Origin of the sequence: Bifidobacterium anseris (assembly GCF_002860345.1) — a bacterium.
GTDB lineage: Bacteria > Actinomycetota > Actinomycetes > Actinomycetales > Bifidobacteriaceae > Bifidobacterium > Bifidobacterium anseris.
In genome coordinates, this window is record NZ_NMYC01000001.1 from 411,374 (window position 1) to 435,250 (window position 23,877).

Below are 23,877 nucleotides of genomic sequence, written 5' to 3' on the forward strand. Positions count from 1 at the left end.
GTCTTCGCCATCGCATCCCCAAGGAGGAGCATGTCGGTTTTGGATGAACTGGTAGCGGGCGCGCTCGAGGATCAGCGCGACCGTGCACGTGTCACGTCGCTGGACGAGCTCAAGGCCATGGCGGCCTCGGCTCCGGCCCCGATGGACGCGAAGCGATGGCTTAGGCGCGGCGACGGCGTACCGGTGATCGCCGAGATCAAGCGCGCATCCCCGTCCAAGGGCTCATTGGCGGATATCGACGACCCGGCCTCGCTCGCCCGCGAATACGAGCGCGGCGGCGCATCCGCGATCTCGGTGCTCACCGAAGGACGCCGCTTCCTCGGATCGCTCGACGATCTGGACGCCGTGCGCGCCACGGTCGACATCCCGGTGCTGTGCAAGGACTTCATCGCGACCGACTACCAGATCTGGGAGGCGCGTGCGCACGGGGCGGACATCGTCCTGCTCATCGTCGCCGCGCTCGACGACGACACGCTCGGCCGTCTGCTCGCCCTGACCCATGAGCTCGGCATGACGGCGCTCGTCGAGACGCACACGCGCGAGGAGATCGAACGGGCGGTCACGGCCGGAGCGCGCGTCATCGGCATCAACGCGCGCAACCTCAAGGATCTGCGCGTCGATGTCGGCAGGTACGCGCAGCTCGCCGACGGCCTGCCCGACGACGTCATCAAGGTGGCGGAATCGGGAGTCTTCGGTGAAACGGAGGCCGAGGACTACGCGCGCGCCGGCGCCGACGCCGTGCTCGTCGGCGAAGGCGTGGCCACGGCCGACGACCATGAACTCGCAGTAGCACGTCTAGTGAAAGCAGGAACCAAGGTGAAGGCCTCGGAAGCACAGCCGCTCAGCACCCATCACGGCCCGTATTATGGCCAGTTCGGCGGACGGTACGTCCCCGAGGCGCTCGTCACCGCGCTCGACGAGCTCGAACGGGTCTACGAGGACGCCAAGCGCGACCCGGAGTTCCACAAGGAGCTCGCTCGCCTTAACAAGCAGTACGTGGGACGTCCCTCGCCGCTCACCGAGGCGCCGCGCTTCGCCGAACGGCTGCGCGAACGCACCGGCCTCGACGCGCGCGTCTTCCTCAAGCGCGAGGACCTCAACCACACCGGCGCACACAAGATCAACAACGCGATCGGCCAGGCGCTGCTCGTCAAGCGCATGGGCAAGACGCGCGTCATCGCCGAGACCGGTGCCGGCCAGCACGGCGTCGCGACGGCCACGGTGTGCGCGATGCTCGGCCTCAAATGCCGCATCTACATGGGGCAGATCGACGCGCGCCGCCAGGCGCTCAACGTCGCGCGCATGCGCATGCTCGGCGCCGAGGTCGTCGAAGTGACGCTGGGCGACCGCATCCTCAAGGACGCGATCAACGAGGCGCTGCGCGACTGGGTGACCAACGTCAAGGACACGCACTACCTGCTCGGCACCGTCGCCGGACCGCACCCGTTCCCCGAGATGGTGCGCGACTTCCAGAAGGTCATCGGCGAGGAGGCGAAGGAGCAGCTGCGCGACTGGTACGGCATCGACCATCCGGACGCGGTCTGCGCATGTGTCGGCGGCGGCTCGAACGCGATCGGCATCATGAACGCCTTCCTCGACGACCCGCGCGTCAACCTCTACGGCTACGAAGCGGGCGGCGACGGCCCTGAATCGGGACGCCACGCGATCCGCTTCGCGCCGGGCACCGGTGAACTCGGCATGTTCCAGGGCGCGAAGAGCTACCTGCTCGAGAACGACGAAGGACAGACGCTCGACACCTATTCGATCTCGGCGGGCCTCGACTACGCGTCCGTCGGCCCCGAGCACGCATGGCTCAAGGAGATCGGCCGCGTCAACTATTCGTGGGCGACCGACGGCGAGGCGATGAGCGCGTTCAAGGACCTGTGCGAGACCGAGGGCATCATCCCGGCGATCGAGTCCTCGCACGCCGTCGCCGGCGCCTACAAGGCGGCCGCCGACCTCAAGGCGAAGGGCTACGAGCATCCCGTCATGATCATCAACATCTCCGGCCGCGGCGACAAGGACATGAACACCGCGGGCAAATGGTTCGGCTATCTGACCGACGAACAGAGCAAGGCACTGGAAGCGAATGGAGCACAGGGTAACAATGCGTAAGACGATCGAAATCATCGAGAACGGCGACGGCTTCGTCGCCGACGTGACCGCGACGGCGACCACCCCGTCGGGACAGCCCCTCGGCATCTCGCACCGACCGAGCCCATGCCGCAGGCTGTTCGACGAGTACAAGGTGCAGAACATGCCGGCGTTCATCGGCTACCTGCCCTTCGGATTCCCGGACCCGGACCTGTCTCTCGAGGCGTTCCGCACGATGGTGGACAACGGCGTCGACATCGTCGAGATCGGCCTGCCGTACTCCGACCCGGTCATGGACGGCCCGGTCATTCAGGCGGCGAGCCAGATCGCGCTGCGCAACGGCGAGCGCATCGCCGACGTGTTCAAAGCCGTCGAGACGGTCGCGAACGCCGGCGGCGTGCCGCTCATCATGAGCTACTGGAACCTCATCTTCCACTACGGCGTCGAACGCTTCGCGACCGACTTCGCGAACGCCGGCGGCGCGGGCCTGATCACCCCAGACCTGATCCCCGACGAGGCGGGGGAGTGGATCGAGGCCTCCGACCGTCACGGGCTCGACCGCATCTTCCTCGTCTCGCCGGATTCGACCGACGAACGCCTGCGCGTTGTCGCCGAGAACGCGCGCGGATTCGTCTACGCTGCCGCCCGCATGGGCGTGACCGGTGAACGCGCGACGCTCAACGACTCCTCGCGCGAACTCGTCGAACGCACGCGTGCCGCCGGCGCCGAGAACGTCTGCGTCGGCATCGGCGTTTCGACGCCCGCGCAGGGCGCTTCCGTCGGCCAGTACGCGGACGGCGTCATCGTCGGCTCGGCGCTCGTGCACACGCTGCTCGACGAGCACGGCGACGTGCGCGACCCCGTCCAGGGACTCGGCGCGCTGGCGAACACGACGGCCGCACTGGCCGACGCGATCCACGGCTGCCGTCGCTGAACCGCCGGGCGACACCCACACGGCGCGCATCCTTCCGGGCATGACGGCCCGAAGGATGCGCGCCGTCGCCGTATCGGCGGCGGACGCACCTGTTGCTACCATCGGGACCATGAACCTTGCCTACATCCCCTCGCCGACGGTCTCCCAATTCCACATCGGCTCGCTGACGATCCACATCTACGCGCTGACGATGCTGCTCGGCATCGTCGCCGCCGTGTGGATCACGAGCGTGCGATGGAAACGCTACGGCGGCACCTTCGACCAAATCCTCGACACGGCGCTCGTGGCGGTGCCGTGCGGCATCGTCGGCGCACGCCTCTACCACGTCGTCACGACGCCGGAACGCTTCTTCGGGCCGAACGGCGACTGGGTGGAGATCTTCCGCATCTGGAACGGCGGTCTCGGCATCTGGGGCGCGATCGTGCTCGGCGCGCTCGGCGCATGGGCCTGGGTGCGCCATAAGCATTATCCGATGGCGCTGCTCGCCGACGCGATCGCGCCCGCGCTGCTCGTCGCCCAGGCCATCGGACGCCTCGGCAACTGGTTCAACCAGGAGCTCTACGGCAAGCCGACGACGATGCCGTGGGGCCTCAAGCTCAACACCGCCGGCTCCGCGATCGGCAACGCCGAGCAGTGCTACGACGGCGCGACCTGCCCGACCGGCACGCTGTTCCATCCGACCTTCCTGTACGAGATGATCTGGAACCTCATCGGCGCGGCGCTCATCATCTGGATCGGCCGCAAGACTGTGCACACGCTCAAGGCCGGATCGCTGTTCGCGCTCTACGTCATCTGGTACACGGCTGGACGCACCTGGATCGAGATGCTGCGCATCGACTTCTCCCACGAATTCCTCGGCCTGCGCGTCAACGTCTGGGTCTCGATCATCGTCTTCATCCTCGGCATCGTCGCCTTCGCCGTCATCCAACGCGTGGGCAAGCCCACGCCGCTGCTCGCCGAGAAGCTGCGCACCGTCACCGAAATCGAGGAACGCGCGCACGCCGACCACGACGCCGCGTCCGCGCACGGCGGCCGCGGCGCGCACGGCACGACGAATGGCGCGACCAACGACGCGAGAGACGACTCAGCCGACGACACCAAGGACGACGGCGGCCGCGACGACTGAGCCGCGGGGCCCGCAGACGGCCGCCGTTCGTCGCTTGCCTTATTTAGAATGGCAGACATGGATATCAAAATCGCACCCAGCATCCTTTCCGCGGACTTCTGCAATCTCGAGCGCGACCTCGATCGCATCGCGAATGCCGACCTCGTCCACGTCGACGTCATGGACCACCACTTCGTCCCGAACCTCACGATCGGCGAACCCGTCGTCAAGCGCATCTGCGAGGTCACGAAGCTGCCGGTCGACGTCCATCTGATGATCGACGACCCGGATCGTTGGGCTCCGGGCTACGCCGAGCGCGGTGCGCATTCCGTCACCTTCCACATGGGCGCGACCCACGCCCCGGTGCGTCTGGCGCGCCAGCTGCACGACATGGGCTGCGAGGCGTGGTTCGCCGTGCGCCCGGCCGAGCCGGTCGAGCCGATCTTCGACATCCTCGAGGAGTTCGACACGATCCTCATCATGACCGTCGAACCCGGATTCGGCGGCCAGAAGTTCCTCGCCAATCAGATGGGCAAGGTGCGCCGTCTGCGCGACGAGATCACGCGCCGCGGTCTGGCGACGAACATCCAGGTCGACGGCGGCGTCGGCGTCAAGACCGCGCCGATCGTCGCCGAAGCCGGAGCGAACATCCTCGTCGCCGGCTCCGCCGTCTACGGCGCCGACGATCCGGCGAAGGCTATCGACGAGATCCGCGACGCCGCACGCGCCGCCTACCGCGACTGACCGCGTCCACCCACATGCCAATCCGGCAATCCCCGGCCGCGACCGTCCATCGGCGCGGCCGAATCCACGACCATGACCATATGCGCGCCCATCGGGGGGCGCGCCAAAGTGAACTGACAGGAACCACCACATGAAGACGTTCGAATCGCTGTTCGAAGAACTGAACGCGAAGGCCGCCGCGAAGACGCCGGGCTCGCTGACCGTGCAGGAGCTCGAGAAGGGCACGCATTTCATCGGCAAGAAGATTGTCGAGGAGGCCGGCGAGACCTGGATCGCCGCCGAATACGAGGGCGCCGAGCGCACCGCCGAGGAGATGAGCCAGCTCATCTACCATCTGCAGGTCATGATGATCGACCGCGGACTGACGCTCGACGACATCTACAAGAACCTGTGACCGGCACCGCGCACGCAGCCGACGGCCCGTGCGCACGACTATCTTTGGAGGAGCCCATGCTACGCATCGCCGTCCCGAACAAGGGAATGCTGTCCGAACCCGCCTGGAACATGCTCGAGGAGGCCGGATACCGTCTGCGGAGCAATCCACGCCAACTCGTCGTCGAGGACCCGGACAACGACGTGGAACTGTTCTATCTTCGTCCGCTCGACATCGCCGTCTACGTCGGTCGCGGCACGATCGACGTCGGCATCACCGGCCACGACCTGCTGCTCAACTCGGGCACCGACGCGCAGGAGGTCATGGACCTCGGCTTCGGCGCGTCCACGTTCCGCTTCGCGGCCCCTCAGGATTCGGAGATCCGCGAGCTGGCCGACATCGACGGCAAGCGCGTCGCGACGTCCTTCGACAAGCTCGTGCACGACTATCTGACCGAGCACGGCATCCAGGCCGAGACGATCCACCTCGACGGCGCCGTCGAATCGTCGGTGCAGCTCGGCGTGGCCGACCTCATCGCCGACGTCGTGTCCACCGGCACGACGCTGCGCAACGCGGGACTGCGCATCTTCGGCGACCCGATCGTGCACTCGGAGGCCGTGCTCATCCGCTCGCCGCGCCTCGAACCGGACGATGCGCGCCTCGAACGCCTCGAACGGCGCCTGCAGGGCGTGCTGACGGCCAAGCGCTACGTGCTGATGGACTTCGACATCCCGGTCGACCGCATCTCGGCCGCCGTCGACATCACCCCCGGATTCGAAAGCCCGACGATCTCGCCGCTGCACGACAAGCAGTGGTCGGCCGTACGCGTCATGGTCCCCAAGGCGAAGGTCAACCGGCTCATGGACGAACTGTACGCGGTGGGCGCGCGCGGCATCATCGTCACGGCAATTCAAGCCACCCGCATGTGACGGTGGGTGCCCATGGCCGCTGAAGGAAAATACAGTCCCGAACCGCGCGACGTGATCCTGACGATCCCGAACCTGATCAGCGCGCTGCGCATCATCTCGATTCCAGTGATCGCCTGGCTCATCGCGAGACACGACATGGTGTGGGCGCTCGTCGTCCTCGCCGTGTCGTCGGCCTCGGACGGACTGGACGGCCTCATCGCGAGGAACTTCAACCAGGTGAGCAAGCTCGGACAGATCCTCGACCCGATCGCCGACCGGCTGCTCATCATCTGCAGCATCCTGGCGCTGGCGGTCTGCGGCGTCGTGCCATGGTGGATGCTCGTGCTCGTCGCGCTGCGCGACATCGTGATGGGCATCCTCACGCTCGTCCTCGCCCAACATGACTACGGCCCGTTGCCGGTGCACTTCGTCGGCAAGACCGGCACCGCCGTGCTGCTCATCTCGATCATCGGGCTGATGGTGGCCGACATCCGCCGCTCGTTCATTCCGCTCGACATCCTGCATTACGGCGCGATCGCATGCGCGATATGGGGCATCGGCCTCTACTGGCTCGCCGGCGTGATTTACCTGCGTCAGGGCGTCACACTCATCCGGGCCGACCGGCTCGCCCGTCGCCGCGCCACCGGCAGGTAGGTGCCCGTTGGCCGATCAATCCTCGATGCCGCCAGTCCAGCCAATCGCACCCGGCCATGAGCCGGTGCGCCGCCGCGCCGTATTCTCGCGCGGCTGGGCGGCGATCGAATCCCATCATGCGGCGTCGCCGGACGAACTGCGCGACCGGCCGCGTCACCGGCGCGGCGGCGACGATTCGCTCCGGCTCATCGACGACCTCATCAACCGTCCGATGGATTCGCTGTACAGCGACTCACGGCTCGTCACGAAACCCGATTCCAAGGTCGTCTACTGGGGCACGCGCATCGTCGTGTTCCTCATCTGCATCATCGTTGGCTTCTTCGGCAGCCAATTCGTCCGCCTGCTCAACACCGATCCAAGGAAACAGGTGCGCGAATCGCTCGCGAATCAGCTTGTGACGAACAACGCGCACGTCGATGCGCTCGACAAGGACATCGCGAACCTGCGCAGGCAGGTGGAGGAACAGTCGAAGTCGGCGACGAAATCGCCGATCGAACAGGTCGTCGAGGAGAACGAGGCGGCCGCCGGCGCCACGCCGGTCGAAGGCGAGGGCATCGTCATGACGATCGCCGACCCGGTCGCCGCGGCCTCGGACTCGTCGAAGGGCGCGCTGCCGCGCGACGGCGCAAGCGACCGGCTGCGCGTCGTCACCGACGCCGACCTGCAGCTGCTCGTCTGCCTGCTGTGGCGCGCCGGCGCCGAGGCAATCGCCATCAACGGCAACCGTCTCGGCGTCGAGACATCGATCCGCACGGCCGGCAATTCGATCCTCGTCGGCACGACGCCGATCGAAAGCCCGTACCGCATCCAGGCGGTGGGGGACCGCAACGCGCTGGCCGACGCGATGGGCGAGAAGACGCTGCCGACGCTGTACAGTGATTTCCATAAGGCCGGCATGTATCCGCAGATCGACAAGGCGGGCAAGATGCGGCTCGAGGCCGCGAGCGTCGGCAAACTGACCTATGCGAGGAGGAGCTGAAGATGGCAGCCGTGCTTGGACTCATCATCGGAGTGGTCGTGGGACTGTTCGTCCGTCCGGACATCCCGGTGTTCTTGCAACCGTACCTGCCGATCATGGTCATCGCCGCGCTCGACGCGCTGCTCGGCGCCGCGCGCGCCTACTTCGAACGCAGTTTCTCGGACCGCGTGTTCGTCATCTCCTTCTTCGCGAACGTCATCACGGCGACGCTGCTCGTGCTGCTGGGCAACCAGCTCGGCGTTGGCTCGCAGCTGACGACCGCCGTCATCGTCGTCCTCGGCATCCGCATCTTCTCGAACGTCTCGGCGATCCGCCGCTACATCTTCCAGGGGTGATCGATGAGCGACGAACAGACGAAACAGAACGTGCCCGACGACGGGAACGACATGCGTCATGACATCAATCACGACGTCGACATCGATGTCGATCACGACGGCGAACGTGGCGCACGGACGGAGACGGCGGGGGAGTGCGAGCCGCTGACGGCGGAACATCCGCGCGTGGCGTCCAGCGACGACGGGCAGCCGGACCTGCTCAAGCGCATCATCTCGCAGCACAGCCGCGACAAGGACAACGACCGCACAAAGACGGGCGCGTTCCCGGTCGTGCGCAAACGCAAGCCGAAGGCATTGTCGTCGAACGCCAGGTCGCTCAAGGCGCGCTTCGGCACCGGACTGCTCATCGCCGTGCTGTGCGCGCTGCTCGCCTACGCCTACGTCATCCAGATCAATAACAAAGACACGGCCTACGAGACGCTCACCGAAGCCGAGCTGACGCGACTGATCAGCGAGACGAGCACGCAGGTGGAACGCCTCGAACAGCGCAAAAGCGAACTGACGAACCAGCTGAAATCGCTCGAGGAGGCAGCAGACAAGGAGGAGCAGGCGCAGCGCATCGCGCAGGAGAATGAGGAGACGAGCGGCATCCTGTCGGGAAGACTGCCTGCGCAGGGCAAAGGCGTCGTCATCCGCATCTCGAGGCCGCAGAAGGCGCCGATCGACGCGGCGACGATGTTCAACCTCATCGAGGAGCTGCGCAATGGCGGCGCCGAGGTCATCCAGATCGACAACGTGCGCGTCGTCACATCCACCTATGTCAGTGAGACGAGCAGCGGACTCGTGTGCGACGGGCAGGCGCTGGCGACGCCGTACGTGATCAAGGCGATCGGTAATCCGGGCAACCTCGCGAACGCCGTGAACATTGCGGGTGGCGTAGGTTCGCGGCTCACCGTCAAATATGGTGCTAATGTGACGGTAGAGACATCCGACGACGTCAGGATCACCGCGACGCAGCCGGTCATGAAATACAAGTACGCAACGATTGTAGAATAGGCAGTTATGACAGAACCGATTCCAGGTGCGGGCGAGACCACGATCATCGGTCTCCCGGCCATCCAGATCCCCATCACGACCTCCGGCGACCGTCCGCTCACGCAGGAGGACCTCGAGACGATCACGCGGCTTTCCGACAACACCGCGCTGCTCATCGCGACGCGCGGCGCGCTGTCGGGGTCACGCTATCTGCTCGATGAGGACGAGGTGACGGTGGGCCGCGACCCGCGCGCCGACATCCTGCTCGACGATTCGACGGTCTCCCGCTCGCATGCCGTGTTCCGCCGCGTCGACGGCAAGTACGAGGTCGTGGACGCCGGCAGCCTCAATGGCACCTACGTCAACCGTCAGCGCGTCGATCGCGCCGTCCTCAAGAACGGCGACGAGATCATGATCGGCAAGTTCCGCCTCGTCTACTTCACGAATTCGGCGATCCGCCAGCACTGACGGACGGCCGTAGCGATCCATGACCCGGCAACGAGGCCGCGGCACGTCCGCGGGACAGGGCAATGCGCCGCGCTACGTGGATGTGCCGCTCATCGACGTGGACGACACGATGGTGCAGGGGGAGCTGTTCCCCGACGAGGGATTCGACGTCACGATCCGCGGCTACCGCGGCACCGTCGCGTCGGATGTGGCCGGCATCACCTATCGTCAGCTTGATTATTGGGCGCGCAAACGCATCGTCGTCCCATCGATCACGCCGTCGAATGGTTCGGGCACGAGAAGGCTGTACTCATTCGACGACGTCGTCGTCCTCGCCGTCTCGAAGAAGCTGCTCGACATCGGCGTGAATCTGCAGAACGCGACGGCGGCGATCGAGTTCCTCATCGCGCAGCCGCCCGAACGGCTGCGGCACCTGACGATTCTGTGTGACGGACAGCACGTCGAGGAATGCTCGGATGGCGAGCAGATCGCGCAGGCGCTCGAGGACGGCGACGCCGTGTTCTGCGTGTCAGTGGGCGCGTTGTGGACGAGGGTTGAGGCGGCGCTCGAGCACGCCGACTACACGGATGTGACCGGCACTGTACAGCGGCGCAACACACGGCCGATCGACGACCTCGCCGCGCAGTCGATGCGCGAACGGCTCGAACGGCGCCGCGTCGAACGCGCGCGCTTCGTCGAACGGTACGCGAATCAGACGATCGAGGACGCGCTGCGTCGCAGGCAGGACGTCGAGGACGGCGAAACGAACATGATGAAGGACGACGAAAGGGGAGCGGCATGAACGCGGTGCCGGCCATCATATGGATCATCGGCGTGGTCAGCGCATTGGCTGTGTGCGCGATCACGATTGCACGCAGCCATTACCACGACGGCGAGAATCTCAAGGTGCGGCCGGTCAGCTGGGCCGTCATCGGTGCGCATTTCGTCACGCTCGTCCTCGTCGCGCTGCCGTATCCGATCTATCTGCAGCACAAGGACACGATCGGCGCCCATGCGCGTGCGCTGTACGAGAAGCTCGGATGGCCGTCGGCTATCATCGCGATCAGCGTCATCATGCTCGAACTGTTCCTGATGTACATGCAGGCGCGTCGCGCGATGCTCGCGCAGGAGGCACGCAACACCGCCGAACAGCAGGTGGAGACTGCGACAAGGCAAGAAGACGCTGTACAGAAGTACAGGACGACACAGAAGGACGACACAGTAACGAAAGACGCAGCCGAGGACGACGACTGGCCTAGCACGCTCGTATGACGCCCGAGGACGGCGGCTAAGGATTCGCCACACCATCTAATCTGACATAACGTACATTATCGGATATATATGGACGGTCCCTTACCGTGGTATGTGCGTGTATCTGCACACTGATTCCGCCGGTCGTCGCGGTCGCCGTTGTTTCGTCATCGTCGACTCTTGCGTCATGCGTTCATATATGCGCGTGCGTGCGGTGTCGACGTGCGCATGTGCGCCGCACGCCGAATGTCGCATGATGTCATCGTCATGCATTGTTCACGTTTCAATCATCGATGCGCCTGTATTATTTCGCGTATGTGCATTGCTCGACTGTTCTGTATGTAATAATCGTTTTCTTTGCGTAATAAACGATGTGCCGTCGTCTTTGTTTGGATAACCATGCAAAGACGACGGCACATTATGCTTCAAACAACGATGTCAGGCGTTGAAATACTCCTCAACAGCGGCGCTCAGTTCGCCGACGGTGTCGATGACGCGGTAGGCGCCGTGCTCGACGAGTTCGCCGGGCTCTGCATAGCCCCAGCCGCAGCCGAGGCAGTCGATGCCGCATTCCTTCGCGCCGTCCACGTCGGTCCACCGGTCCCCGACCATCAGCGCACGGTCGCCGGCCGCCGGATCATAGCCCATGTTCTCGAAGGCGTAGCGGATGACCTGATCCTTGTCGGTGCGCGAATTGTCCATGCTCGCGCCGTAGATGGCATCGACGAGATCGGTCAGATGGAAATGCTCGCAGATCGGCACGGCCTGATATTCCGGCTTCGCCGTCGCAATCGCAAGGAAATAGCCTTGTTCGCGCAACGCCTTGAGTTGCTCGGGAATGCCCGGATAGACGGTGTTGTAGAGCCGGCCGGGCACCTTGTGCCCCGGCTCATTTGGATCGTCGAAGACCGCCTCGTCGCCGTAATAGCGCCGGTAGACGCTCACGGCCTCGTCGAGCTTGTCAGACGGGATGCCGTACTTGGACATCGATTCGAAGATCGCCGGACCGATGAAGCGCTGCAGCTGCGCCGGCGTCGGCTCGGGCACGCCGACGGCCTGATAGGCCAGTTTCACGCAGGAAAGGATGCCCGGATCGGATTTCGTCAGCGTGCCGTCCAGGTCGAGCAGCACGGCCCGCAGCGGATGATGGATGTTCGTCATCGTGGTCTCCCTGTTCACCTTCGGTCGTCGCGTCCGACCGTCGTCACTCGTAGTCCGGAATCCAGCCTTCGCGGTGCATCTCGAGACGCTTCTCGAGCAGCGCCTTGAGCTCGTCCTCGCTACGGCGTTCGAGCAGCATGTCCCAGTGGGTGCGCGTCGGCTTCGTGATCTCGTCGGCTTCGCCGTCCTTGTCGTCCTCGCGGTGCGCGGTCGCGCCGCAGCGGCACTCCCACTCATTCGGGAAATCGGCGCCCTCCGCGAACGGCAGGATCGTACGATGGCCGCGCGGGCAGACGTACGCCACCTCGGTGCGGGCGGCGAAATCGACGTTCGTGTCCGATTCCAACGATTTCGCGCCGATGCTCATGCCACGCAGACTGCGTTCAGCCATGTATGTTCCTCCCAGAAGACGGTTAGTGGTTCCACGCTACAAAACAGCGCGGACGTGGGTTTTATTCCATCAGTCGACGCCCGAGTAGGCGACGATGCCGCGGTTGACGGCGTCGTAGGCCTCGTGCGCGCGTGCCGCGAGCTCGACATGCTCGGTGCCCATGTACGGTTCGGCGACGGCGATCTGCTGGAGCACGTCGGCGAGGCGCTTCGCGTTGCGCACGAAGTCGCCGGCGGTCAGCTCCGTATGCTCGAGCACCTCGGAGAGGCTGTCGCCGCGCGCCCAGTCGTAGACGACGTCGACGATGCCGAAGTCGAGCGGCTGCAGGTAGTTCGTGACGCCGAGGTCCTCGCACAGCATGAGCACCTGGTCGTCGAGCTCGGCAAGTTCGCGTGCGCGCTGCGCGACGATGCCGTGCGGGCCGCCCGGATAGCGGCGGGGCTCTCCCCCTTCGCCGCGGCGCGCCTCATAGAGGATCGACGAGATGAGCGCGGCGAGCTGCGCGGCGTCGAGGCCGTCGAGCGTGCCCGACGTGATCGCCTGGGCGAGCACGAGGTCGCGTTCCGAATACAGGCGGCGCAGCAGCTGGCCATGTTCGGTCAGCCGGTAATCGCGCACGCCGTTCTCGTCGGCGGCTTCCAGATAGCCGAGCTTCTCGAGGATCGTGCAGATGCGGTCGAACTGACGCGCCACCGAGCCGGTGCGCGAATCGTATCGGTCGCGCAGGCGTGTGAGTTCGCGCGTCTCGCGGATCCAGCGGTTGCCCCACTTCATGTGCTGCGCGAAATCGGGGCATGCCTTGCACGGATGATCGTGCTCGCGTTCCTTGAGCTCGGCGATTCGTGCGTCGAGACGGCGGAAGGCGCGTGATTTCTCGGCGTTGTCGCGGAAGATCTCGTGCTTGAGGCGGCGGCGTTCGTTTTTCTGCAGGTCGCTCAGCCGCATGCGGATGCGCAGCAGTTCGGTGAAGTCGCCGTGCTCGCAGGCCATCGCCTCCTCATAGCCGGCGATTGCCTTCTCGAGCGTCTCGATGCGCGCTTCGATCTGCCATGCGGACGCGTTCGCCTCCCACTGCGCGAAGGAATGGTCGAGCGTGTCGCGCGCCGTCTCGTAGTCGCTGCTGTTGAGCAGGTTGACGGCCATGTTGAACGTGGGCTTGAAGCTCGAATGCAGCGGATAGACGCGCTTGCTCGACAGCGCCACCGCCGTCTCGGGCTTGAAGCCGCGGTGGTCGACGACGATCGCATTGCCGATCGTGTCGATGCCGCGGCGGCCGGCGCGGCCGGTGAGCTGCGTGTACTCCCCCGGCGTCAGGCCGACGATGCCGGTGCCGTCGTACTTCTCGAGCTTCTCGATGATGACGCTGCGCGCCGGCATGTTGATGCCCAGCGCGAGCGTCTCCGTCGCGAACACGACCTTGATCAGGCCCTCCTCGAAGAGCCGCTCGACGATCTGCTTGAACAGCGCGATCATGCCCGCGTGGTGCGCGGCGAAGCCCTCCTCGAGCGCATGGCGGAACTGCGCGAACCGCAGCGTCTTGAGATCGTCGTGCGTGAGCTGCCCTTCGATCATCTCGTCGACGATGACGTCGATGCGGCGCGCCTCCTCGTCGGTCGTCAGGCGCAGGCCGGCGTCGAGGCACTGCTCGACGGCCTCGTCGCAGCCGTTGCGCGAGAAGATGAAGTAGATCGCCGGCAGCATGCGCAGGAAGTCGAGCTCGTCGACGACGGCCCAGCGGCGCGGATGGTAGCGTTCGACGTGTGCACGTCCGCCGCGGCCATCCGGACGTCCGTGACGTCCGCCGCCGCGACGCCTGTCGTGGGCATCGGCGCCCTTGCGCCGCAGCTCGCGGCGGTCGAACTCGTCGAGCTTCGCCGTCAGCCGCGCGTTCGGCTTCGTCGTCGCCTTGCCGTCGTCGTCGCGCCGGTACAGGTCGAGCAGCTCCGGCTCGGTGCGCGGGTCGCGCTGCACGAGGACGTACTGGTCGAGCGGCACCGGACGGTGTTCGGAGATGACGAGCTTCGTCTCGCCGCGCACCGAGGCAATCCAGTCGGCGAAGTCCTCGACGTTCGAGACCGTCGCCGACAGGCCGACGATGCGCACCGAGGAGGGCAGGTGGATGATGACCTCCTCCCAGACGGGTCCGCGGAAGCGGTCGGCGAGGTAGTGCACCTCGTCGAGCACGACGTAGCGCAGCGCCTCGAGCGTCGTCGAATGCTCGTAGAGCATGTTGCGCAGCACCTCGGTCGTCATGACGACGATGTCCGCCTCCGAGTTGATCGAGGTGTCGCCGGTGAGCAGACCCACCTTGTCGGGGCCGTAGAGCGCGACGAGGTCATGGTACTTCTGGTTGCTCAGCGCCTTGATCGGCGTCGTGTAGAAGGCCTTCGCGTTCTGCTCCTGAGCGAGGTAGACGGCGAAGTCGGCGACGACGGTCTTGCCTGCGCCGGTCGGTGCCGCGACGAGCACGTTCGACCCCTCCTCGAGCGCCTCGTTCGCCTCCGTCTGGAACCCGTCGAGCTCGAAGGGCAGCGAATCGGCGAAGCGCTGCGCGACCGAACGGCGCCGGCGGCGCGTCTCGGTGAAGCGCGCGTAGCGTTCGGACGGGCTCAGCTCCCGCGTATCGGCGTCCTCGTCGGGACGATGATCGCAGTGCCTGTGATGTCGTGTCATGGAAACCTTCATCCGTTGATGTCGATGGCCGCGGGCGCCCTCGCGTCGGGACGCCCGCGGCCGGGTGTGTGTCGACGCGCCGCGTCGGCAGCCGGAGCCGTCCCGCGCGGCGCGGAATGTTCAGTCGTTGAATTGCGCCCAGCGTTGCCAGATGGCGGCATGGCGTTCGCGCCGGCGTTCCTTGCGTTCGATGACGCCGACATGAGCGTCCGTGTAACGGTCGGCGGCAACGGCGAGCGGCTCGGTGAAGATCACGCGTCGCGGCGCGCTCCCCTCGTCCTGCGGCGCGTTGATCTCCTCGATGCGCGCATTGACGTCGGCCGCGACGGCGCCGATGACCTTCGACGCGCGCACGGCGTGCACCGCCGCGTAGACGACGCCGACGACGAGCATCGCGAGCATGAAGAGCGCGAGGATGAGCCAGATCCACCAGGGCATCGTGATCCTTTCCTACTGTTCCCGTTCGGTCTCGATGACCTGGTCGGAAAGACTGAGTTCGCGTTCGGCGCGGGCGATCATCATCGTGCGTAACGTCTCCGGGGCGACGGCGACGATGTGCCGGGCGTGGGCGATGCAGAAGGCGACGAACCACGAGTCCGACTGCACGAACAGATGCACCTTCTCGCCTTCGCCGCACGGCTCGACGTCCGCGTCGGCGAGCGTCTTGATGAAGTCGAGATGCGGCTGATCGGTGATGAACACGGCCGGCGTGGCCGTGTCGATAATCCACTTGCGCAGGTCGGAGACGGAGACCTTCGGGATGTCGAGCGGCTTCGTCGGGGTGACGATGCTCGCGTCCTCGATGCGCGCGACGCGCAGCACCTGCCAGATGCGCGGCTCGCCGGTCTCCTTGTTGAGCGTCATGTCCTTGCGCACGAGCGGCTTGAGGTCGTCCGGCGCGTAGTGCTCGACGTCCGTCCACATCGCCGCGTAGTAGACGCCCTCGTCGACGTAGATCTTCGACGGGGCGACGAGGCGGCGCATGACGCGGCCCGAGCCGTCGCGGTACTCCATGTTGAGCAGCGCGTGGTCCTTGATCGCGCGCTTGACGGCGTCGAAGCAGCGCGGCTCGAGCTCGTAGCCGGTCAGGCTCAGCCACGGCGTCTCGCCCGGCGCGACGTACTTGACAAGGCGCTCATAGAGGTCGCGCGCCTGCTCGCGCTGGTCCTCGGGCAGCAGCTGCGCATGGGCGAGGTAGTTGACCGAGGCGGTGAGCATGCTCATGTACTGCGGCGAGATGCCCGCGAGGCGTTCGAGGCCGAGGGAGTTCGTCGCCGAGACGATGCCCTCGGAGTCGAGCAGCGACCAGTCGATGTCGAAGAACTGGCTGCCGGCCATCTCGCCGTCGTCGGAGACCGTCGTCAGCGTGTTGATGTCCTTGTGGATTGTGTTGACGTACTTCTTCATCTCGTCGTCGTTCTTCGGCTTGCCGATGAAGCGTTCGGCGAGTTCGGGCAGCGAGTACTCCTCCCCCAGATGCGCGGACAGGAACAGCATCAGGCGTAGGCGGCGGTCGACCTCGCTGCCGGTCTGGAACGCGTTCTTCTTGTGCGCCTTCGTGCTCTGCGGCTCCTCGTCCTCGTCGGGTTCGCCCGATTCGATTGAATGGGCGAGCACCTTCGCGGTCATCGGATTGGCGGAGTCGTCGGCGAGCTGGAACTGCGTGGCCGCGTTGAGGCGGCGGTGGTAGGCCGCGACAGCCTCGGGCGGGCTGACGACCGACGAATTGGGGTGTTCGAGAACGAACATGGCCAGATCATCCGAATCGGTGTAGGCGACGTTGATGTGCTCGCCGTCGACGGCGACGGTCGCGGCGAAGCGGCGCGAATCGACTTCCTTGACGAGGTTCTCCGGGATGTGCTGGGTGCCCAGGCCCGGCGCGATCGAATCGAGGCCGAGTCCCGGGATCGGCGTCTGCGGCACGCGCGGAGCGGTGCGCGAGGCGTGCGCAGGCTGCGTATGGGCCGGCATCGAGGACATCGACATCGAACGCGCCAGATAGTTCGCTGCCGCGAGTACCGGCAGGTCTTCGGGGCGGAAGCGTAGGCGGATGCGAGGCTCGTCGCCGAGCTGCAGACGGTAGGACGCGAAGTCCTGGCCTTCGGACTTCGAGGAGTATTCGGGTTGCCGCGACTCGATCGCGATGCCCATCGCGGCGAGCTTGGCCCGGTCGCGCTGGAACTGCTTGGCGAACGCCGCCTTCGCCGCCTGGTCGGCCAGTTCGCCGTACGAATCGGCGTAGGCCTTCACACGTTGTGCGATCTGCCGCGATGTCAGCCATTGCGGGAAGGCGGATGACAATACTGCCAGAACATCGAGCTCGTGTTTGCCCCACTTGTCGGAGAAGCGGCGCCTACCGTTACTACCCTCAGCCATTAGTCCTCACGTATCGTTAAAGTTTTTCGTAGGTGTGGGCATCGGGGATGCCATACACCCTCTCCTATGATATAGGCTTTTTCGGCCGGGATGGCCGATTTCTCGAAAAAACTCCGATTTTCTTGGTCTGCGAACAAACGCCGGTCACAGCCACTCGTCCGGCTCGACGCCCTGCGGGCCGACGAATTCGCCGTTCGGCACGTAGCTGGGCCGCCCCGAATCTGTGAGCCTCGCATCGCCGAACAGGCTGACGTTGCGCCCGAAGGTCCAGTCGCCCTCGACGCGGAATGACGCGGCGGCGGCGATCGACGGCACGCCGTAGGGGAAGCGTTCCTCGAAGTCCTGGATGTTCTTGTAGTAGCGCTTGTCGAGCTCGACGTTCGGGAAATGGTAGTCGCCATCCTCCATCTCGTAGGAGTCGGTCAGGTGGAAGCGGTCGGAACGCATGATGAACAGGTCGTCGGTCGTCTTGACCGGCAGGAAGCGCATGCGGTCCACCTGCACGCAGATGGCGCCGTTGAACAGGTTCACGGCGGCGCCCATCGCCGTCTCGAGCTGGACGACCTTCGTCGACGCGGGATCGGTGGGGTCGACGGTCTTGTAGTTGCGGATGACCGGCAGCGGCAGCACGCCGCCGTGCTCTTCGAGCATCCGGCGCAGCGCGTCGATGCGCACCCAGATGTTGTTCGTGTTGAAGAACGGGTGCTTGTGGATGTCCATCGCGGCGCCGCGGTCGCGCGGGTCCACCTGCGTCATCTCGCGCAGCATGAGGCGTCCGGTCACGCGATCGCGCACGATGTGACCGCCCTTGCGGTCGGCCTCGGTGCGCCGCGCCACCTCGATCATGATCGGCGCGCCGGTGTTCTCGAAATGCTGCGCAAGCGTGCGCGACGGGCGTGCGCCGAGGTTGTCCGAATTGGAGATGAACAGGTATTTGAAGCCGCGCTCCTCGAGGATGGCGAGCAACCCGGACTCGTAGAGCGTCGAATACAGGTCGCCGTGCCCCGGCGGGCACCATTCGAGGTCGGGGTTCGCCGGCCACTGTACCGGCTCTCCTGTCGACAGGTCGATCTTCGGCTCGACGTGCTGGACGATCTCAACCGGCACGCCCGCCTGCGTGAAGTGGTGGTTCTTCGCGATCGCGTCCATCGTGTCCTTCGACGTGCGGAACGAGTTCATGAAGGTCAGCGGCAGTTCGACGCCCAGACGCGTGCGCGCCGTGTCGACCTGGCCGAGGATGATGTCGAGGAAGCGCATCGGGCGCGCCTTGTGGCGGCGCACCGGCAGCAGCGACTTCGCGTAGTCGAGGCCCATCGACGTGCCGAGGCCGCCGTTGAGCTTGAGGAACGCCGTCTTGGCGAAGGCGTCGACGGCTTTGTCGTGGTTGATCGTCTCGTAGACGTCGTGGAAGTTCGGGATGTCGGTGATCGGCTCGACGTCGGCCTCGTGGATGTAGCTCGTGTCCTCCTCGTTCGCCCAGACGTCGTAGAGGTGTTCGAACTGGGCTATCGCGGTGTCGCTCATGCCCTGTGAACGCATCTTGTGCGCGGAGCGCTCGAAAACGTCGACCATGGTGATGACCAATCCCTTTCTCCGGTTGCGCGCACGGTCGATGCCGGTGCACCCGTGCGCAATGCCGTGTCTCAGTGTAGCGACCTAACCTTCAATCTGTCTAATTGAGCCTTGTGCATCCCACATTATCTTCGCCGCGTTACGGTTTGCGTCATGGTTTCCTCGATGATAATACGATGATTGACGCCCTGGTGGAACGGATGCGGTCATATGGACCTGCGGGACGATTTGGCGTTGTCGGCACGGTTGTGCTACATTGACTCTTCGGTGCAGGACGCACCGTTCGGACCATAGCGCAGTTTGGTAGCGCACTTGACTGGGGGTCAAGGGGTCGCGGGTTCAAATCCCGCTGGTCCGACCATCGGTCCCCGGAACGGCGAACGTTCCGGGGATTTTCGTATTTCCAGCAGACGCGCGGATCCGCATATGCGTCGGGGCCGGTTTTGCCGGCCCCGACGCGTCGCGTCACTTGCGGCGCTTCTTCTCACGGATGTTGACGGAGATCTGGATCGGCGATCCCTCGAATCCGAACTCCTCACGCAACTGGCGTTCGAGGAAGCGGCGGTAGCCGTGCTCGAGGAAGCCAGTGGCGAAGATGACGAAGCGCGGCGGCCGGCTCGAGGCCTGCGTCGCGAACAGGATGCGCGGCTGCTTGCCTCCGCGCAGCGGATGCGGATGCGCGGCCTGCACCTTGCCGAGGAAGGCGTTGAGCTTGCCGGTCGGGATGCGCTTGTCCCAGGACTCGAGCGCCTGCGTCATCGCACGCGACAGGCGGTTCGTGTGCCAGCCGGTCTTCGCCGAGAGATTGACACGCTGCGCCCACGTCACGCGGTCGAACTCGGTCTTCCACAGACGCTCCATGCGTTGGCGGTCGAACTCGTCCATGAGGTCCCACTTGTTGAACACGAGCACGACGGCGCGGCCCGCGTCCACGGCGGAGCTCATGACCTTGAGGTCCTGGTCCGAGATCGGCACTGAAGCGTCGAAGAGCACGAGCGCGAGCTCGGCGCGTTCGATCGCGGCCTGCGTGCGCAGCGACGAATAGTATTCGGCGCCGGAGAGCTTGTGCTGCCTGCGTTTGATGCCGGCCGTGTCGATGAACAGGTAGTCCTCGCCGTCGATCGTGACGATCTCATCGACCGGGTCGCGCGTCGTACCGGCCAAATCGTTGACGACCGAACGTTCCTCGTGCGCGAGCTGGTTGAGCAGCGACGACTTGCCGACGTTCGGCTTGCCGACGAGCGCGACGCGGCGCAGATGGGACGGCGTGAGGAACCCGGAGGTGTGTTCGGCGTTGCGCAGCGCATCGAGGGCCGCGTCGAGCAGGTCGCCCACTCCCCTGCCGTGCATCGCCGAGATCGGGTACGGCTCGCCCAGTCCGAGCTTCCAGAATTCGGCGGCCATGTACTCGCCGGCCTGGTCGTCGACCTTGTTCACGGCGACGACGACCGGTTTGCCCGCCGAGCGCAGCATCCTCACGATGCGTTCGTCGGTCTGCGTCAGGCCCGTCTGGCCGTCGACGACGAAGACGACGGCGTCGGCAAGCTCGACGGCGATCTGCGCCTGCGAAGCGATCGCGGAATCGATGCCCTCGACGTCCGCCTCCCAGCCGCCGGTGTCGACGAGCTTGAAGTCCACGCCTGCCCATTCGGCGTCGTAACTGACACGGTCGCGTGTGACGCCGGGCGTGTCCTCGACGACGGCGGCGCGGCGGCCGAGGATGCGGTTGACGAGCGTCGACTTGCCGACGTTCGGCCGCCCGATGACCGCGAGCACTCCGACCTCCTTGCGCCTGGCTGTCTGTTCGCCGGACGTGAACGCGGAGCCGTCGATGAGTGCCTCGTCGCCCTCGTCGAGCTCGTAGCCCTCGAGGTTGCGCGCGTACTCGGCGTACTCCTGCTCCTCGATGGCGTCGTCGACGAGCCCGACAAGCAGGTCGAGCGTCTGCTCGAAGTTGAGGTCGGAGTTGTCGATCGTCGTGACGCCGTCCTCGGCGACGGTGAAGTTCGTCACCTTGGAGTCGGCGGCGTCGCGCGCGGCGACGTTCTCTGCGCCGGCGTCGCCGTCGGCGGCCTGATGCGCGCGGCGCGCCTGGCGCACGGCCTCGCGGGCCGTGAGCAGCACGCGCACCTCGGCGTGCGGCGCGACGACGTCGGTGATGTCGCGACCTTCCGCGACGATGCCCTGGCCGTGCGAGAAGCCGTTCTCGACGCCTTCGGCGGCGATGTACGCACGCTGGGCGGCGACGAGGATGTGGCGCACCGGGATGATCGACGAGACGCGCGAGACGTGCGCGCTGATCTCGCTCGAACGGATCTGCTCGCTGATGTTGCGCCCGTCGCAGAACACGCGCGCGTCATTCGGCGTGTCGGGGTCGACGCTGATGTCGAAGTGGCCTTCGGTGAACAGCGCGGCGACCGTCTCGGTGACTTCGCGTTCGTCGATGTCGTCGGCGTCGAGGTCGATGCCCTGCTCGAGTGCCCACCATGTGGCGGCGCGGTACATCGCGCCGGTGTCGAGATAGGCGAAGCCGTAGTACTTCGCAAGCGCTTTGGACGTCGAGGACTTGCCGACGCCGGCCGGCCCGTCGATAGCGACGGTGATCACAGGCCCACCTCCTTGGAGAGCGAACGGACCTCGGTGGCCGACAGCACGCGGTAGGAACCGGGCTTGAGGTCACCGAGCTTGATCGGGCCGATTTGCGTGCGCACGAGGCGCTTGACCGGGAAGCCGATCGCGCCGAAGATGCGGCGCACGATGCGGTTCTTGCCCGAATGGAGCGTGACCTTGACGATCGTCTGGTCACGGCTCTGGTCGATGATCGAGCAGTGGTCGAGCTTGATCCAGCCGTCGTCGAGCTGCACGCCGGTGCGCACGAGGCGGCGGCAGACGTTGCCGCTCATGCGTCCCTCGAGCGTGGCGATGTAGGTCTTCTCGACTTCGTACTTCGGATGCATGACGTGCTGGGACAGTTCGCCGTCGTTCGTCATCAGGATGAGGCCCTCGGAATCGTAGTCGAGGCGTCCCATGTGGAAGATGCGCTCGTACTTGTCGCCGACGATGTCGCGCAGCGTGTAGCGGCCCTTCGGGTCCTCCATCGCGCTGAGCACCTTCTTCGGTTTGTTGAGCGCGAGCGTGACGTGCCTCGGGTTGAGGCGGATGCGCGAGCCGTCCACGCGCACCTGCTGCGTCTTGGGGTCGACCCTCGTGCCGAGTTCGGTGACGAGTTCGCCGTCCACCTCGACGCGGCCGTCGACGATCATCTCTTCGCACTTGCGCCGCGAACCGAATCCGGCCTGCGCGAGCAGCTTCTGCAAACGTATTCCGTCGTGTTCTTCGGTGTGTGATTTCCTTGCTTGACTATATGCGTGTGGCATCGTTCTCCCAACGTGGCCGTTCGTATTGATGGCGTCGTCCTGCGCGCGCGAAGGCGACGGCAGGACCACTGTCTAGTATTGTACAGCGTGGCCGCCGAACAGCGACGGCCCAGCCATGGTCTTCACCATGGCTTCAAGTACCGCAAAGGAATATATCTATGACTGCTGTTGATAACGATTCCACGGTCGATGTCCGCGAGGACATGGCCGTGCAGAACGACGGACACAGCATTTGGGCCCGCCTCGGCGCCGAATTCGTCGGCAGCCTGCTCATCTGCTTCGCGATCTACATGGTGAGCTCGTTCGGCGTGGTGAACTTCGGACTCAACCTCGCGTTCCTTGTCGTGGCGACCGGCGTCGTCTACGGCGCGATGACGTCGATCTTCGCGCGCGTCTCCGGAGCGCAGTTCAATCCGGCCGTCACCGTCGCGGCGATGCTCACGTCGAAGACTCGCGTGCGCGACGGCGTGTTCTACATCATCGCGCAGGTGCTCGGCGGCCTCGTCGCCGGCGCGCTCTTCGTCTTCCTCATCCCCAGTTCGGACACGGTCAGCAAGTCGCAGTGGACGATGATGGCGATCAACGGCTACGACGTGAACAGCCTGACCTATGCAAGCCTGAGCCAGTACGGGCTGACCTATGGCGTCTCGATGGCGATCGTCGTCGAGCTGCTCGCCTCGATCATCGTCGTGGCCGCCGCGATGACGACGCTTAAGCGCAGCGGGCGCGCGACGCGTTCCGCCGCCGTCACGATGGGCGTCGCCTACGCGGCCGCGGCCGCGATGGCCGCCCCGATCACCGGCGCGTCGATCAACCCGATGCGCGCCACCGGCGTCGCCGTCTTCGCGCAGCACGAGGAAGGCTCTCACACCGTCAACCCGCTCTCGCAGCTGTGGGTGTTCTGGGTGACGGCGATCCTCGCGGCCGCCATCGTCGCGCTCGTCATGATCGTCGCGCAGCTTGCGCATTCGCGTGCCGCCAACGGTGACGAGATGGACGTCGACGTGGCCGAGGCCGCGATGGCGCAGGGCGACGAGTCCGATCACGCCGAGCAGGACGCCGACATCGCCGCGCCCGACGTCGACGTCCTGGAGGAACAGTCCGAGTCCGCCGAGCTGGATGAGCCCCAGACGCCGGTGGACGACGCCGGGTCAGTGGATGAAGCGGATGGCGAAGTACAGCAGCGCTAGCACGACGCCGAAGCCGATGCCGCACGCGGCGTCGAAGGCGACCGATCTGACCTTCCAGGGACTGCGTTCCCGATAAATCAGCCGCACCGCACCGGAGCCGATGGAAGTCACGGACACGATGGCCGTGGCGACCATCGGCTCTCCCATTGCCGCAAGTGCCGTGGCAACGACGACGAGCCCGGCGACGCACCATTCGAACCACGGCCTGCCCTCGTCATGCTCGGAGACATGGGGATGCTGCGCGTTCATCTGGACTCCTTGAAGATCTTGGGAATGTGATGGTTGATTTCGCTGCTGCGATGAATTCGACGATTCGTCGTTGAAGACACCGCCCATCC

General features: G+C 65.5%; 23 protein-coding genes and 1 tRNA gene. 15 read left to right on the forward strand and 9 right to left on the reverse strand.

The window, feature by feature from the left end:
* Window positions 1-30: 30 nt before the first annotated feature.
* The 13 genes from CGZ88_RS01720 (at window position 31) to CGZ88_RS01780 (ending at window position 10,820) form a co-directional block, all read left to right on the forward strand.
* A complete protein-coding gene (locus tag CGZ88_RS01720) occupies window positions 31-2,115 on the forward strand; it encodes a bifunctional indole-3-glycerol phosphate synthase/tryptophan synthase subunit beta (protein ID WP_026645272.1) in 2,085 nt (694 codons plus the stop codon).
* A 43-nt stretch (window positions 2,116-2,158) separates the two neighbouring features.
* Window positions 2,159-3,028 (forward strand): tryptophan synthase subunit alpha, encoded by an 870-nt coding sequence (gene trpA / locus CGZ88_RS01725; RefSeq protein WP_026645273.1) that lies wholly within the window; start codon window positions 2,159-2,161, stop codon window positions 3,026-3,028.
* A 109-nt stretch (window positions 3,029-3,137) separates the two neighbouring features.
* A complete protein-coding gene (gene lgt, locus CGZ88_RS01730; protein WP_081664098.1) occupies window positions 3,138-4,154 on the forward strand; it encodes a prolipoprotein diacylglyceryl transferase in 1,017 nt (338 codons plus the stop codon).
* Between the two features lie 57 nt (window positions 4,155-4,211).
* Window positions 4,212-4,877 (forward strand): ribulose-phosphate 3-epimerase, encoded by a 666-nt coding sequence (gene rpe / locus CGZ88_RS01735; protein ID WP_026645274.1) that lies wholly within the window; start codon window positions 4,212-4,214, stop codon window positions 4,875-4,877.
* Window positions 4,878-5,007: 130 nt separating this feature from the next.
* A complete protein-coding gene (locus tag CGZ88_RS01740; RefSeq protein ID WP_026645275.1) occupies window positions 5,008-5,271 on the forward strand; it encodes a phosphoribosyl-ATP diphosphatase in 264 nt (87 codons plus the stop codon).
* A 56-nt stretch (window positions 5,272-5,327) separates the two neighbouring features.
* The gene (gene hisG, locus CGZ88_RS01745; RefSeq protein ID WP_026645276.1) at window positions 5,328-6,179 is read left to right on the forward strand and encodes an ATP phosphoribosyltransferase; all 852 of its coding nucleotides are present in this window, start codon (window positions 5,328-5,330) and stop codon (window positions 6,177-6,179) included.
* A gap of 12 nt (window positions 6,180-6,191) precedes the next feature.
* Window positions 6,192-6,812, forward strand: a complete 621-nt coding sequence (locus CGZ88_RS01750; RefSeq protein WP_034523876.1) for a CDP-alcohol phosphatidyltransferase family protein — start codon at window positions 6,192-6,194, stop codon at window positions 6,810-6,812.
* A gap of 7 nt (window positions 6,813-6,819) precedes the next feature.
* On the forward strand, window positions 6,820-7,791 hold the full coding sequence (locus CGZ88_RS01755) for a DUF881 domain-containing protein (protein WP_026645278.1): 972 nt from the start codon (window positions 6,820-6,822) through the stop codon (window positions 7,789-7,791).
* 2 nt (window positions 7,792-7,793) lie between these two features.
* The gene (locus CGZ88_RS01760; RefSeq protein ID WP_026645279.1) at window positions 7,794-8,126 is read left to right on the forward strand and encodes a small basic family protein; all 333 of its coding nucleotides are present in this window, start codon (window positions 7,794-7,796) and stop codon (window positions 8,124-8,126) included.
* Between the two features lie 165 nt (window positions 8,127-8,291).
* Window positions 8,292-9,122, forward strand: a complete 831-nt coding sequence (locus CGZ88_RS01765) for a DUF881 domain-containing protein (RefSeq protein WP_034523909.1) — start codon at window positions 8,292-8,294, stop codon at window positions 9,120-9,122.
* A 6-nt stretch (window positions 9,123-9,128) separates the two neighbouring features.
* Window positions 9,129-9,569 carry an FHA domain-containing protein gene (locus CGZ88_RS01770; protein WP_026645281.1) on the forward strand — a complete coding sequence of 147 codons (441 nt, stop codon included), beginning with the start codon at window positions 9,129-9,131 and terminating at the stop codon, window positions 9,567-9,569.
* Window positions 9,570-9,678: 109 nt separating this feature from the next.
* A complete protein-coding gene (locus CGZ88_RS01775) occupies window positions 9,679-10,350 on the forward strand; it encodes a MerR family transcriptional regulator (protein ID WP_101671115.1) in 672 nt (223 codons plus the stop codon).
* On the forward strand, window positions 10,347-10,820 hold the full coding sequence (locus tag CGZ88_RS01780; RefSeq protein ID WP_051198651.1) for a hypothetical protein: 474 nt from the start codon (window positions 10,347-10,349) through the stop codon (window positions 10,818-10,820). The genes CGZ88_RS01775 and CGZ88_RS01780 overlap by 4 nt, the downstream gene beginning before the upstream one ends.
* A 417-nt stretch (window positions 10,821-11,237) precedes the next feature.
* Here CGZ88_RS01780 and CGZ88_RS01785 read toward each other — a convergent pair whose 3' ends face one another.
* The 6 genes from CGZ88_RS01785 to CGZ88_RS01810 form a co-directional block, all read right to left on the reverse strand.
* Window positions 11,238-11,960, reverse strand: a complete 723-nt coding sequence (locus CGZ88_RS01785) for an HAD hydrolase-like protein (protein WP_101670933.1) — start codon at window positions 11,958-11,960, stop codon at window positions 11,238-11,240.
* A gap of 43 nt (window positions 11,961-12,003) precedes the next feature.
* Window positions 12,004-12,351, reverse strand: coding sequence for an RNA polymerase-binding protein RbpA (locus CGZ88_RS01790; protein WP_026645283.1), 348 nt, complete (start codon window positions 12,349-12,351; stop codon window positions 12,004-12,006).
* A gap of 69 nt (window positions 12,352-12,420) precedes the next feature.
* A complete protein-coding gene (locus CGZ88_RS01795) occupies window positions 12,421-15,024 on the reverse strand; it encodes a DEAD/DEAH box helicase (protein ID WP_101670934.1) in 2,604 nt (867 codons plus the stop codon).
* 120 nt (window positions 15,025-15,144) lie between these two features.
* On the reverse strand, window positions 15,145-15,462 hold the full coding sequence (locus CGZ88_RS01800; RefSeq protein ID WP_101670935.1) for a hypothetical protein: 318 nt from the start codon (window positions 15,460-15,462) through the stop codon (window positions 15,145-15,147).
* 12 nt (window positions 15,463-15,474) lie between these two features.
* Entirely contained in the window at window positions 15,475-17,400 is a 1,926-nt protein-coding gene (locus CGZ88_RS01805) for a helix-turn-helix transcriptional regulator (RefSeq protein ID WP_026645286.1), read from the reverse strand.
* A gap of 144 nt (window positions 17,401-17,544) precedes the next feature.
* Window positions 17,545-18,972, reverse strand: coding sequence for a UTP--glucose-1-phosphate uridylyltransferase (locus tag CGZ88_RS01810; protein ID WP_026645287.1), 1,428 nt, complete (start codon window positions 18,970-18,972; stop codon window positions 17,545-17,547).
* Between the two features lie 284 nt (window positions 18,973-19,256).
* Here CGZ88_RS01810 and CGZ88_RS01815 point away from each other — a divergent pair.
* A tRNA-Pro gene (locus CGZ88_RS01815) sits at window positions 19,257-19,333 on the forward strand.
* A 104-nt stretch (window positions 19,334-19,437) separates the two neighbouring features.
* Here the strand turns inward: CGZ88_RS01815 and der are convergent.
* Both der and CGZ88_RS01825 read right to left on the reverse strand, forming a co-directional pair.
* Window positions 19,438-21,579 carry a bifunctional cytidylate kinase/GTPase Der gene (gene der, locus CGZ88_RS01820; RefSeq protein ID WP_101670936.1) on the reverse strand — a complete coding sequence of 714 codons (2,142 nt, stop codon included), beginning with the start codon at window positions 21,577-21,579 and terminating at the stop codon, window positions 19,438-19,440.
* Entirely contained in the window at window positions 21,576-22,349 is a 774-nt protein-coding gene (locus CGZ88_RS01825) for a pseudouridine synthase (RefSeq protein WP_026645289.1), read from the reverse strand. Before CGZ88_RS01825 ends, der begins: the two co-directional genes overlap by 4 nt.
* 158 nt (window positions 22,350-22,507) lie before the next feature.
* On the opposite strand from CGZ88_RS01825, the gene CGZ88_RS01830 reads away from it, so the two are divergent.
* The gene (locus CGZ88_RS01830; RefSeq protein ID WP_231371445.1) at window positions 22,508-23,539 is read left to right on the forward strand and encodes an MIP/aquaporin family protein; all 1,032 of its coding nucleotides are present in this window, start codon (window positions 22,508-22,510) and stop codon (window positions 23,537-23,539) included.
* Here the strand turns inward: CGZ88_RS01830 and CGZ88_RS01835 are convergent.
* Window positions 23,501-23,788, reverse strand: a complete 288-nt coding sequence (locus tag CGZ88_RS01835) for a DUF3017 domain-containing protein (RefSeq protein ID WP_101670937.1) — start codon at window positions 23,786-23,788, stop codon at window positions 23,501-23,503. The genes CGZ88_RS01830 and CGZ88_RS01835 overlap by 39 nt on opposite strands.
* Window positions 23,789-23,877: the final 89 nt, after the last annotated feature.